Here is a 13653-nt window from a genome sequence, read left to right as displayed (position 1 = left end):
AAAATTGTGATTTTTATCATATGTTTTACGAGGAATAATTAAACTTACAGGACTATTTCTTTTGTTTTATTTTTCTGTCATAAAAAAAGATTACAACAAAGAAGAATGGTTATTCGCATCATAATTTGATGGGTTTTCACTTCACACAACCGAGTTATTCAGGAAATACGCCGATGAAAGAGATTTGCCAAGCTGTCACCTTAGAAGGCAACCATGTTCGATTAGAGCCACTGACTCATCACCATAATGCTGTTTATGCTGAGATTATTGAACGAGATAAGCTGCATCACTTGTGGTATACCTCGGTACCTGAACCAGAAAATGTCGCGAAAGATATCGACATGCGCCTTGCGCGTTTTACCCAAAAAGAGATGGTGCCATTCGCGATTATTGATAAACGTACAGGCAAAGCCGTTGGCATGACTTCGTATATGCGGATCGATCAAGGGGTTCGCCGTGTTGAAATTGGAGCAACATGGTATGGAGCTGAAGCCCAGCGCACACCGATCAATACGGAAGCTAAGTACCTGTTGTTAAAACATGCATTTGAAGAATTAGACTGTGTTGCCGTGGAGCTAAGAACGCACTTTTTAAATCATCAAAGTCGTAAAGCGATTGAGCGTTTAGGGGCAAAACTCGATGGGATTTTACGTAACCATATGCTAACTCGTACGGGTGAGCTACGAGATACCTGCGTTTATAGCATCTTAAATAATGAGTGGCCGGCAGTGCGTCGCCATTTAGAATGGCAGATGACAAAGCCTCGCTAAGTCAAAAAAATAGCCCACAGGATGTGGGCTATATGATTAATATATAGTTAAATCAGCCAATTATAAATATTCGTGCATCGGTTTGGTCATATACACGTTATTTGGCATTTTTTCCGTGGTGGTGTAGCCAGCAGGGCTGTTGATCAGCGCAGGGATACGGTTAACCAAGTTTGCGCAGGTTAATTCCACGGTTGCAGGGTTATTCACTTCAATTGCCGTATCTGGCTCACCAATTAGCTGCCAACTGTTTTTGTCACACTCATCCGCCGTTAATATTTTGCCAATACATTCCGTTTCTAAAGTGACGCCTTCTGCTGTTTCAGTGATCACCACAGCAGATAACCCTAAAACATCGCCTTTTTTCACTGTCATTTTTAAGGTATCTGAATAGATATCTTCTTTGGCAATTTGGGGTACGCAGCGCTGAGTTTGGCTGGTAATGGCCAGACCTAAGCGGCTACATAACCATCCATTTTGCGTCCACATGTACGGTGGCGCATATTCACCGCTCTCAATTTTCTCAGCGATAACTGCGTATGGCAGGTCGTTATAGTTACCAATTTGCTGATTGAATTCGTCAACGGTTAAGCCTGCACCGTGGCCTTTCGCCAGTGCAATACCGTAATCTTCCACGTTGTAGCAGCTAGAACCTTTGATTTTGACAAGTTTGTGCATGGAGCCCGCCAAGGTATCGATAAGCACGCCCCAGAACATATCTGGGTAGCCACTACCAGCTAAAGTGCAATTATTCGCTTTAGCTAAAGCATCGAGTTTTTCAGTAATTTCAGGGGATGAGTTCCATGGATAGAGAGCTTCTTCACCCGTTGAAATAGCATTAACGCCATGGCGAGCGAAGAGGGAGAATGCATCTTCTAAGTCAGCCATGGTGCTGAGGGTCGCAATAATTCCCACGTCGGGTTTTAAGGTTTCTAGGGCTTTATCAGCTTCATTCAGTGGCTGGATTTTTACGCCAGTTGTTGCCGTGCCTGCGATTTCACCAATGTCTTTGCCAATCACGGCAGGGTTGATATCAAAAGCCGCCACAACTTCAGCACCGTGTTCTTGTAGGTAACGGATGAGAAATTTGCCCATCTTTCCACAACCATATTGAACTGCACGTACTTTTTTCATCATTATCGTCCTATAACTGTTTGTCTAATATCATCATGTTCTATATGAAGTATAAAATTATTGTTTTATATCAATCAATTGAACAAAGAATGCTTAATAAATTAGAACGGGGAAACTCAATCTTTACGCCCGATTATTTACTATAGGGTAGTTGTTAACGCAGGTTTTTTCATGAATGGTGTTCTAATAAAGAATGGAATCCTAGATTAAAATCCGATAATTAAGATAGGAATGATGTCTTTCGGTGATGTCATGCTATTGAATTATAGGGTAACGCTATGGCTTGGATACAAATTCACCATATAGTATTGAAATACTAGACCTTCACCAAAACAGCACGTATAATCGCACCACTTTGGCCCCTTAGCTCAGTTGGTTAGAGCAGGCGACTCATAATCGCTTGGTCACTGGTTCAAGTCCAGTAGGGGCCACCAAATTTCAGCTGTTAAATCAGCGCAAAAAGCCACTTCGAAAGAAGTGGCTTTTTTGTGTCTGGAGCACTGGATACAAACTACCGCCCAATAAACTCTCTCCCCACAAACTCTTCAATCAGCCGCTCGCCTTCATGCCATTCGCCATATCCTGCATCAGTATTTAAATGCTCACCGCCTTTAACCAACATAAGTTGGCTGCCCCATATTTCGGCAAGCTGATGGGCTTTTTCAGTGCCAAGGTGTGGATCATTATCGGTATAAATAAGCAAAGAAGGGCTTGGAAGCTTTTTACTGGGTAGCGGTCGCTGCTGTTGAATATCGAGTAGGGCAGAAGGGGAATCAACATCCGCAGGGGTGGCTAGGATCATCGCCTTTACTTGATGGTTGGGAAATTGGCTCGCCCATTGCGCCACACAAACGGCTCCGCAACTGTGTCCAATCAGTACCAATTCACCCTCTGTATTTTGAACCACCTCGTTTAGGCGCTCTATCCATTTATGGTTAGGGGCATTCCAGTCATCCTGAATGACGCGCACAGTATTATGGTATTTTCTTTCTATATAGGATTGCCAATGTTGAGAGCCGGAATTGGTATAGCCGGGAACAATAATAAAAGTGGTGGTCATCTTGCTTCTCAGGTTGTCTGGGAAAATTTAATCTTAATCGGTGTTAACTAAAGTTAGCTAGCAATTTATTGGTTAGCGTTAAATCAAAATGTTATTTAAATGAGCCATTCGGAATAATACGAAATAGCTTCTGATGGGTTTTGTTTTTAACGCATTTAATGTGTTGGTTATGAGCTTAGAATGAATAATTAAAAATAAAATCAATGTATTGCAGTTAATCCTATTTTAACTACACACTATGATTGTCACCTTGTAATGACTATTAAAGTCAAATTATCTAAGGTAGGATGAGTTCCAATTTCACTTATGGAAAGGTTACTCATATGAAGGATAATGTTTCACTAGATAATGAATTTTCGGGCTTCAATGCATTTCATCTGATTTCTTGGATTGCGGTGATTGGTGGGGTTGCCGTGTATCTTATTGGGCTATGGCGCTCTGAGATGCAGTTAAATGAAAAAGGGTATTATTTTGCAATCTTATTACTGGGGCTGTTTTCTTCAATTTCAGTCCAGAAAACAGTGCGAGATAAAATGGATAATATCCCAACTACCCAAGCGTATTACATTGCTTGTATGGTGGCATTTTTTGCATCCATCGCATTAATGGTAGTGGGGCTGTACAACGCGGAACTATTACCAAGTGAAAAAGGTTTCTACGGAATTGCTTTCTTTTTATGCATATTTGGTTCTATCGCGGTGCAAAAGAATATTCGCGATCTACAAACTATTAAGCCAGCTGAGCTGCCTAAGAAATTTGAAGTGAAACAACCAGTCGTTAATGAAGATAGTGAACCTAGCATGAAGGGTTAATCACTGTTTTAGTAAAGGCTCAATGAATGCATTTGAGCCTTTGTGTTTCTTTTTACTTGAAGAGTATTTGCCATTCTAATTTCCTATCTATCTATTCTTATATAGCATCCAATTCATCTCAGAGATAATCACTATAGTAATTATAGTTGAGTATAAAATAGTATCTTAATTAAACACTGATTAGACCAGAATGTATTTTAATCACATTGAATAATTCTCATTAGATGTAATAAATGAGACTAATTTCTTATTTATTAGAAAAATAGCAGTTAGAGATAAGTTGGAATTAATAATTTTCTTTTTGATTCATATAAAATTGGATTGAAAATTCAAAAAACTATTACGCTAAATTGTGGTAATTGGATAATTGCTGATAATAATACACTTCAAAGATGTAACTAATTGCAAAAAAGTAATGTCCGATATATGTGAAATAAATGTTGTTAAGTATGAATCAATGACACATTATCCATAACTCATTGATTTTTATCATAACAAAATAATCTTAATATGATTAAATGTGTCAAAAAATAACTGCCTATTGAACTTCTTGTTTTCGATAGGTGATGGCGACTTTACAGCTTTTAAGTGTAATTATAGTATTTGTGTGAACCAAAGCTCAGAAGGCAAAAGATTTAACTACCATATTCATAAATATACCTTGATTTTAGCTAAGTATATTTATCTATATCTCGTATCTGAAATTTAAGCTTCTATTGTAATTAATAATTAATTACACGGCTTCTTTTTATCTTTTTTCTTTAAATTATGACTTAATTGAGGATTTACCCAATGAAATTAAATAAAACTCTTATGGCTATCGCAGCAACAACATTAATTGGTTTTGGTGCAAACGCAGCGCCGGTTAACCACGGTAATGGTAAAGTCACTTTCACTGGTAGCATCATCACTGCACCTTGTTCTATTGACCCATCTTCTATTGACCAAACTGTAGATTTAGGTCAAATCGCTGATGTGGTATTAAAAAATGGTGGTAGTTCAGACGGTCAATCTTCACCAGTTATGTTCGATATTAAATTAATTGACTGTACTGTAGAAACAGGTGATTCCGTGAATATTACATTTTCAGGTGCGGCCGCTACAAATGACCCTAAATCACTATTAGCTATTACAGGTACTGCTGCAGGCGCGGGTATCCAGATCGTAGATAGCAATAATGACCCAATCGTATTAAATGAAGTCACTAAATCTGAGCACAAACTGCAAGGCACAACTAACACCCTGCAATTTGCTGCATACGTGAAAGGTTTAGGTAGCCAAGGTAAACCAGAAGCACCAGTTGATATCGTTTCAGGTGAATTCCAAGCGGTAACTGATTTCGTATTGTCGTATAACTAATTTAATGCATTAGTTATTAACGGTAAGCTGAAGTAATGAGACCAATCATTACTTCAGCTTAGAAATTTTATTAAAATTTAAGGACATCGTAATGAAAAAAGTTAATAATAAAATTATGTGTTCTGTGTTTTTAAATGTTAATAAAAAATAAATTCATGAAAAAACTCATCACGATATCTTTATTGCTGCTGAATCCATTAATTGCTCTCTCTGAAGAGGCAGTGGATTTCAATATTAATATATTGAACGCAGAAGATAGAGAAAATATTAATTTGGCAGTTTTTTCACAAGATCTTTATATTGTTCCTGGCATTTATCCCTTTAAACTAAGTATAAATAACGCGTATATACCTGAGCAGAAAATAACCGTTGTGAGTTATGAAGAAAAATCACAAGCGTGTTTAACGGATGAAATTGTCGAGAAATTTGACTTAAATTCTGAAGCTGAAAGTGTATTACAGTGGAATACTATTGATGACTTAGAGTGTTTGGATATTGCTAGCCTAGAAGGAATGTCAGTAACACCTAATTTATCGACCGGAACATTAATTATTAATATTCCGAAAAGCTATCAGGAATATTCCGCCAACGATTGGGAATCAGCATCTCGTTGGGAAGATGGCATTAAAGGTATTATTTTTGATTATAATCTGACCTCACAATATAACCGTAGTTTGGGTGATAACAAATCGAACAATACTTTTTTCCTTTCAGGATTAGGGGCAGTCGGCGCTAACTTTGATAGCTGGCGTTTACGGGGTTTTTGGCAAGGTTCATATAACCATGCACAAAATAGTCGAGTTGATGATACCCACGATATTAAATGGACGAATATTTATGCTTATCGAGCTATTCGCAGCTTAAAATCGAAATTAACCCTTGGTGAAGATTTTCTGCAAACAGATTTATTTGATAGCTTCAAATTTATTGGGATTTCATTACGTTCTGACGACAATATGTTACCACCGAGCTTACGTTCATATGCGCCAGAGGTGACGGGTTTTGCAGAAACAAACGCAGTAGTCAAAATTAGCCAAGATGGACGCGTTATTTATGAAAGCTTAGTTCCTGCGGGCCCATTTAGAATTCAAAATTTAAATAGCGGTATTTCAGGGACGTTACAAGTCAGAGTTGAAGAGAGCGACGGGCGAGTTTCGGAATTTGAAGTAGAAGCTGGAAATATTCCTTTTTTATCTCGTCCAGGCTCTGTGCGTTATAAAGTGAGTGCAGGTAGACCAACGGATATGGATCGCCATGTTATGGGAGATGCATTCGCACAAAGCGAGGTTTCATGGGGTGCTAGCAATGGTTGGTCAGTTTTTGGTGGCGCGCTAAATAGTAGTCGATTTAACTCTTTTGCTGCCGGTGTTGGGCGTGATTTGTTTCGATTTGGTGCAATCTCGTTCTCATTTAATCATTCCATCGCAGCACTGACAGATGGACCGACCTTAAAAGGCAAAGCATTTAAAGTCGATTATTATAAAAGTTTCGAAGGAAGTAATAGTCAAATTCAATTATCCGCTTACCGTTTTATGGATCGTGAATTTATGACGATGAGTGACTTCCTCACTTATAATGACCAAAAAGATATTATGTATGCAGGACACAATAAAGGCTCTTATTCTGCATCACTAAGTAAAAACTTTACTGATTGGCGTTCATCCATAAATTTAAATTACACGCACCAAACCTATTGGAATCGCCCAAATAGTTATCGCTATAACATGACCTTTTCGAAATATTTTGATACCAGCAAGTTTCATAATATCGGTCTGTCTATCAACATGTTTAATAGCAAAATGCAGGGTTATCAAGATAACGGAATTTATGTCAGCCTTTCAGTTCCATTAGCATCAGGAACTTATGTCAATTATTCAACGTATAATGGTAAGAATGATAATACGAATAAAGTGACAATGAATGAGCGTCTTGAAAATAAAGATAACCTTTCACTTTCTGTCGGTAATAATCGACATAGCGGGATATTTAGTAGCTATTATAGCCACAAAGGCAATATGAATGACTTTAATACCAGCTATAACTATATAAGTAATAACTCAATGTCATTATCTGCGAATGTTCAAGGTGGCATGACATTGACGGGGTATGGAATAGGAATGCACCCAGTCACATCAACGGGTGGAACGCGAGTTTTTGTTGATACGAATGGCGTTAAAGATGTTCCTGTAAAATATAACGGCACATATTTACGTTCAAGTGGTTTTGGAAAAGTCGTTGTACCTGATATTAATAGCTACTATAAGACAGACGTCGTTGTTGATATTAATAAATTACCTAAGAACGTTGAGGTTGCGGATTCTGTAACACAAACCACTCTCACTGAAGGTGCAATAGGTTATCGTAGTTTTGATGTTATTTCTGGGATCAAAATGATGGTGACGTTGAGATTACAAGATGGAAGTTACCCTCCATTTGCTGCGGATATTAAAAATAATGCCGGCAAGACAACAGGTATTGTGGGTGACCAAGGTGAAGCTTACATCGGTGGAATAAAGCCGGGTGAGACAATGAAAGTATCATGGCAAGGTTCTGAATGTACGATTACATTCCCACAAAATATCGAAGAGCACGATATTTATGACAAACTATTCTTACCATGTAATTAATTAATAATAATCTTAAAAGAAGGCTAATGTTTATGATGAAAAAATTATCCGTATTATTACTTGGCTGCTTCGTGACTGCGAATGCTTATTCTGCAATTTCAATGGACAGAACACGTATTATTTATAATGGCGATAGCAATTCTGTCTCATTAACGATAAGTAATAAAAATAACCAACTGCCTTATTTGGCACAAGGTTGGTTTCAAGATGCGAAAGGCGAAAAATTAACCTCTTATTTTACAATTTTGCCACCAATCCAAAGAATTAATGCGGGGCAAACAAGCCAATTGCGTATTGAAGCTTTACCAGACGTAGTGAAATTGCCTCAAGATAGAGAAAGTCTGTTTTTCTTTAATTTAAGAGAAATTCCACCTACAAGTAAAAAATCTAACGTACTGCAAATTGCATTACAAACACGCGTGAAGTTGTTCTATCGTCCAGCGTCTTTAGCGGTTGATTCCACTCAAATGAAAAATGCACCGTGGCAGAATAAATTAGTGCTAGTCAAAAAAGATGGAGCCATTTATGCCAAAAACCCAACGGCTTACTACGTGGTATTAAACAACATTAGAAAAAGTGCTAATGCAGAGAAAGCAAAAAGTTTTGTTGCTGTAGACGTTGCCCCATTTGCTGAACAAAAACTGCCAATTACAGCTGAACAATTAGGTTCATCACCAGTCATTAATTACATCAATGATTACGGTGGTCAGGTTGATGTTCCGTTTGTCTGTTCTGCAACAGAGTGCCACGCACAAGCGGCTAATTAATCCCATAAGCAAATGAGAGAAATGGATAAATCGAATGTTTAAATTTAAGAACCTATTTTGTCTTAGTTTACTGTTTTTTTTATCTGTGACTGCATTTGCGGATGGGAAGTTTGTGACGGTCAGAGTGAATGTTTTATCTGGCGGGTGTGTGTTGAATGATAACGAAGATATCTATGTGGATTTTGGCGATGACATCGTTATTGGGCAAATTGAGTCAGGTAAATACACAGAGGCAATTCCTTATAGTTTAAATTGTGATTCGCGATTTGATGAGCTGTATATTGCTTTTGAAGGCGTTAAAGGGGAAACCTCAAACAGCCTGAAAGTCGCGGATACACCGGGTTTGAATATCAAACTGTATATTGATAACAAGCCAATGGATATCGGTTCTCAATATGAGATTGATAATATCCAATCTTTACCTTCTTTAACCGCAGAACTGGCACTGGCTAATGGGATAAGACCTGTTGGAGGTGAGTTTTCTACTGCTGCAACACTAACTGTAGGATATCATTAAGGTATTATCTTATGAAAAAGCTCTTGTTATCATTCGTTTTATTTCTGGCATACACAAGTGCGGCACAGGCTGTCAAAGTGAGCTTTAGAGGAAATTTGATAGAGGGAACGCCATGTGTCATCAATAATAATCGCCCGATTGAGGTGGATTTTGGTGATGACTTAGTCGTTTCAATGGTACCCACCAAAGATGGTAAAAAGTACATCGAAGATATCGATTTTGAATGGGAATGCGACAATATCTCCTCTGGAACGGATGTGGTTTTTAGTTTTGAAGGTAAACGTTCTTACTTTGATAATGATTTATTAGAAATTAATGAGCAAAGAGACATTGCACTGCAAATTTATCATGATTCAAAAACATTAAGAGTGAACGATACGTTTGTATATACCTATGAATCTGACTATAGAACACCTGATCTGAAGGCGGCATTAGTGAAAAGTAGCTCAAGTTCTGCTCGTGTTGATCCGGGGGAGTTCACTGCTAGCGCAACATTAACGGTTTCTTATCCATGAAGATAATCTTCTTTACTCTATTACTTTATTTCTCTGGGAATGCATTCGCGGATGAAGTGAATTTTTCTGGAGTATTGAGGCACGCCATTCCTTGCATCGTCAATGGTGGCGAGGAGCTTGTAGTGCCATTTCATGAGGTCAATGATAAAGACCTTTATCGTCAAAGAGATATCTCCGAAGTCTTTGAAATCACACTCTCTGAGTGCGAGTTTTTACCTGATTTTTCATTTTCGATGTCATTTACGGGAATCAGTAACCCGAAAATTAAAGGTTCGCTGCGAATTGATGGTGACCCCGGTGATCTGGGCTATGCCATCGTGTTAAGTAGCGATAATAGCAATGTGGATATTAATAGCCAATACCCTATTGTTGGAATGAACGGCAGTAAATTCCCTAGCGTGATCCCGCTTAAAGCTTCCATTTTGGGGGAAGAAGACGCAATCAAAAATAAAAGTATTAAACTCGGGGATTTTAGCGCCACCACCACTTTTAATATCTATTACGAATAACTCGGTTGTTAAGGATATTATGAAAAAACTTATTCTTATCTGTTTGTTAGCTATATCGTCTTTTCAATTTGCGCGAGCTGAATTTGCAGCGCAAGGTGAGCTTGTTACTGACCATGGCGCATGGATGGACACACGATATATTTTACGCGGGGACTTACAACACGATAATCGCCCGATGGCTGTGCAAACGACAGGCAGTTGTCCTTGTGATATAGAGTTAGGATCTTGGGGTACCTATGCAGATGGTGGGTATGGTGCGGGTAACTCACACATTGTTAACTTTGATACTCACTCAGTTAGATTAAGAGAGCGAAGTTCGTGGGACGAAAGCCCCGTTACGTTCAGTGAAGTGGCTAGAGCATTAGAAAAAGATAACGTTTTAAATAGGCAAATTCCGGGACGTTGGCAGTTTTATCCGAGAAGGCCTGGAGTTGGATTCTGCTTCAATTTAGGTATTTTGTATCGACAAAAAATGCAGCGTGAGCAAACCGCAGATAACCCAATAATTCTCTGTTCACCGTTAGACCCTGCTATTACTAACTGTGATATTGAAGGTCCTGACTATATCGACCACGGCACATTATCCAATAGCTCGATGAATGGTCATACTGTGAGAGAAAACTTTACGATCAGCTGCACAAATCCAACGGATGTTAAAATTTCAGCTGTCGCAGGATTAGATAACGATAACTTCATTTTTATGGCTGATGGGCTAGAGTCTGAAATTAAAGTCAATGGTGCGCCATCAACTGTACTTTCGGTAGATTCGTTTGTGAAGCAAACTTTTGATGTTTCCAGCACATTAAGAAAAACCAAAGATCTCGCTCCAGATGAGTATTCAGGTATTTTTCTGTTATCGGTTGAGCTCCCTTAGTATTCAAGCATAAAAGACAATGGCAGGGTTTTGGTCAATACATCGAGACTAAAACCCTGCCATTTTTTGATCTGAACTCAGGTTATTTATACGTAGAAGCGCGAGAATAGAGCCTTAGTCACCAGAGGGCATTCGAGTGAAAAACGGCATACAGTTACGTATCAAAGGAAAGGTTCAAGGGGTTGGATTCCGACCTTATGTTTGGCAACTCGCCCATCAATGCGCCTTGAACGGAGACGTCTGTAATGATGGCGAAGGTGTGCTGGTGCGCCTACTAGAGACTGCGGATATTCCTTTATTTACCCAACTTTTATACCAACATTGCCCACCGCTTGCACATATTGAGTCTATTCAATCCCAGCCTTTTCAATGGGATGAGTTACCAGAAAAATTTACGATTCGTCATAGTGGTGCAGGACGAATGGATACTCAAGTTATCCCCGATGCTGCAACTTGCAAAGCCTGCCGTGACGAATTGTTTGACCCTGCGAACCGTCGATATCATTACCCGTTTGCAAACTGCACCCATTGCGGTCCCCGTTTTACTATTATTCGTCAAATGCCCTATGACCGACCCAATACCTCAATGGCGGCATTTCCGTTATGCCCTGAATGTCAGCAAGAATATGAAAACCCAGCAGACAGACGTTTTCATGCACAGCCAAATGCTTGTGCAACCTGTGGTCCTGAAATCCAGCTGTGTGACAAGAATGGCAAGGTTCTGGCGGTTCACCATCAAGCTTTAGAACAAACGGCGACTGATTTATTGAATGGCAAAATTGCTGCCATTAAAGGGCTTGGCGGTTTCCATCTTGCTTGTGATGCCACTAATTTCCATGCAGTTGAACAATTGCGTCAACGTAAACACCGTCCTAGCAAACCTCTGGCGGTAATGATCCCATCCCTAGACTGGCTAAAAGACCAAGGGGTCGATGTTACTGAAGGTCTGCGTGCATTACTTGAAAGCGCGGCTGCACCAATAGTATTAATTCATCAATGGAAAAATAGCGCATTAAGTGAAAATATCGCACCACATTTACGGGAAGTGGGGGTGATGCTACCTTCCAACCCTCTGCAACATTTATTGATGGCGCAGGTGAGTAAGCCATTAGTGATGACCTCTGGAAATGCATCGGGCAAGCCTCCTGTATTAACCGAGCAAGCAGCTTTCACAGATTTAGCAAACATCGCAGACATTTGGCTGATGCATAATCGCGATATTGTGCAACGGGCTGATGACTCTTTAGTGCGTTACCATGCCGGAAAAGCGGAAATGTTACGCCGAGCCCGAGGTTATGTGCCGGATGCCATTGACCTTCCGGCGGGCTTTGAAAACTCACCGTCTATTTTGGCGCTAGGTGCGGATTTAAAAAATACCTTTTGTTTGCTTAGAGATAAAAGTGCGGTGATGAGCCAGCATTTAGGTGACTTAGACGATATTGATATTTACCAACAATATCAGCAATCTATTGCACTGTTTGAGTCGATTTATCGATTTAAACCTGAATATTTAGTCGGGGACAAGCACCCCAACTATGTTAGCCATCGTTACGGTAATGCCTTAAGTGAGCAGCTGAATATCCCGATGATCCACGTTCAGCATCATCATGCCCATATTGCGGCGGTGATGGCGGAACATGGTATTCCGTTAGGTAATGAAAAAGTGATTGGTTTGGCACTGGATGGTCTCGGCTTTGGTGATGATAACCGGTTGTGGGGCGGTGAGTGCTTACTCGTCGATTACGCTTCTAGCCAATACCTTGGTGGATTACCGCCAGTTGCTATGCCAGGGGGAGATTTAGCATCTCGCCAACCATGGCGCAATTTATTAGCTCATCTAGAAAAGTTTGTACCCGATTGGCAAACGAGGCCCATTGCTTCGGTGCTAGCTCCTTTTGCTTATCCACTATTACAAAAAGCGATTGCGAAAAAGCTTAACTGCCCAACCGCTTCGTCGGCAGGACGATTATTTGATGCTGTCGCAGCGGAATTAGGGATTTGTCCTGAGCAAACCAGTTGGGAAGGCGAGGGGGCTTGTCAGTTAGAAGCGCTAGCATTGCAAAGCTCAGTTCAGCAGCATCCTGTCACCATGCCGGTTGTGGATAATCAATTGGATTTAATCACATTTTGGCATGAATGGTTGGCTTATGATGCACCGAGAGCCGAACGAGCCCATGCTTTTCATCAAGCTCTTGCCCAAGGATTTGCGGATTTAGCGCAGCAACAAGCGAAATGGCATAGCATTCAACAAGTGGTGCTGTCTGGTGGTGTTCTGCATAACCAATTATTGCGTCATTTGCTAATAGAGAAATTGCAGCCTCTTGAGGTATTGCATGCTCGTCAATTACCGATGGGAGATGGTGGACTTGCATTGGGGCAAGTTGCGATCGCTGCCGCAATATTGAAGAAAAATAACTGAGAATAATAGTCAGGCTTTATTTATTTTTATTCGTCATATATTAATAAGTAAATTTGGCTTTATTTATTTTTGATATTAATTCTTATTTAATATAATTGATATTAATTCTTATTTGTTTTTACTAAAATAGCCATTATTGAAATAAGACGTTACTCGAAATTTGGTTAATTATACATGTCTATAAGACCCTATGGGTAATTTTTTATTTTAACATTATGATATAACAACGTTTTGTTATATTTTTTTAACATTTCAACTCCCATTTCTTTAAACAAATTGAAAACAGCATGAAA

At 39.4% G+C, this 13653-nt stretch carries 12 protein-coding genes and 1 tRNA gene; 11 read left to right on the top strand and 2 right to left on the bottom strand.

The window, feature by feature from the left end; genetic code table 11:
- Window positions 1-173: 173 nt before the first annotated feature.
- Window positions 174-770, top strand: coding sequence for a GNAT family N-acetyltransferase (locus LDO73_RS14625; RefSeq protein WP_224058971.1), 597 nt, complete (start codon window positions 174-176; stop codon window positions 768-770).
- 60 nt (window positions 771-830) lie between these two features.
- Here LDO73_RS14625 and LDO73_RS14620 read toward each other — a convergent pair whose 3' ends face one another.
- The gene (locus LDO73_RS14620; protein WP_224058970.1) at window positions 831-1904 is read right to left on the bottom strand and encodes a dihydrodipicolinate reductase; all 1074 of its coding nucleotides are present in this window, start codon (window positions 1902-1904) and stop codon (window positions 831-833) included.
- Window positions 1905-2258: 354 nt separating this feature from the next.
- Here LDO73_RS14620 and LDO73_RS14615 point away from each other — a divergent pair.
- Window positions 2259-2335, top strand: a tRNA-Ile gene (locus tag LDO73_RS14615).
- Window positions 2336-2412: 77 nt separating this feature from the next.
- Here the strand turns inward: LDO73_RS14615 and LDO73_RS14610 are convergent.
- Window positions 2413-2961, bottom strand: coding sequence for an RBBP9/YdeN family alpha/beta hydrolase (locus LDO73_RS14610; RefSeq protein ID WP_224058968.1), 549 nt, complete (start codon window positions 2959-2961; stop codon window positions 2413-2415).
- Between the two features lie 323 nt (window positions 2962-3284).
- On the opposite strand from LDO73_RS14610, the gene yiaA reads away from it, so the two are divergent.
- The 9 genes from yiaA (at window position 3285) to hypF (ending at window position 13360) form a co-directional block, all read left to right on the top strand.
- On the top strand, window positions 3285-3773 hold the full coding sequence (yiaA, locus tag LDO73_RS14605) for an inner membrane protein YiaA (protein ID WP_224058966.1): 489 nt from the start codon (window positions 3285-3287) through the stop codon (window positions 3771-3773).
- Between the two features lie 792 nt (window positions 3774-4565).
- Entirely contained in the window at window positions 4566-5132 is a 567-nt protein-coding gene (locus tag LDO73_RS14600; protein ID WP_224058964.1) for a fimbrial protein, read from the top strand.
- A 155-nt stretch (window positions 5133-5287) separates the two neighbouring features.
- Window positions 5288-7759, top strand: a complete 2472-nt coding sequence (locus LDO73_RS14595; protein WP_224058962.1) for a fimbria/pilus outer membrane usher protein — start codon at window positions 5288-5290, stop codon at window positions 7757-7759.
- 26 nt (window positions 7760-7785) lie between these two features.
- The gene (locus LDO73_RS14590) at window positions 7786-8526 is read left to right on the top strand and encodes a fimbria/pilus periplasmic chaperone (RefSeq protein WP_224058960.1); all 741 of its coding nucleotides are present in this window, start codon (window positions 7786-7788) and stop codon (window positions 8524-8526) included.
- Between the two features lie 34 nt (window positions 8527-8560).
- On the top strand, window positions 8561-9043 hold the full coding sequence (locus LDO73_RS14585) for a fimbrial protein (protein WP_224058958.1): 483 nt from the start codon (window positions 8561-8563) through the stop codon (window positions 9041-9043).
- Between the two features lie 11 nt (window positions 9044-9054).
- Entirely contained in the window at window positions 9055-9558 is a 504-nt protein-coding gene (locus tag LDO73_RS14580) for a fimbrial protein (protein WP_224058956.1), read from the top strand.
- The gene (locus LDO73_RS14575; protein WP_224058954.1) at window positions 9555-10067 is read left to right on the top strand and encodes a fimbrial protein; all 513 of its coding nucleotides are present in this window, start codon (window positions 9555-9557) and stop codon (window positions 10065-10067) included. Before LDO73_RS14580 ends, LDO73_RS14575 begins: the two co-directional genes overlap by 4 nt.
- Before the next feature lie 19 nt (window positions 10068-10086).
- A complete protein-coding gene (locus LDO73_RS14570; protein WP_224058953.1) occupies window positions 10087-10941 on the top strand; it encodes a hypothetical protein in 855 nt (284 codons plus the stop codon).
- 136 nt (window positions 10942-11077) lie between these two features.
- The gene (gene hypF, locus LDO73_RS14565) at window positions 11078-13360 is read left to right on the top strand and encodes a carbamoyltransferase HypF (RefSeq protein ID WP_224058951.1); all 2283 of its coding nucleotides are present in this window, start codon (window positions 11078-11080) and stop codon (window positions 13358-13360) included.
- Window positions 13361-13653 lie beyond the last annotated feature (293 nt).

It is taken from the genome of Providencia alcalifaciens (assembly GCF_915403165.1).
In the GTDB taxonomy this organism is placed as follows: Bacteria; Pseudomonadota; Gammaproteobacteria; order Enterobacterales; family Enterobacteriaceae; genus Providencia; species Providencia alcalifaciens_C.
This window is presented reverse-complemented; position numbering and strand designations above follow the sequence as displayed.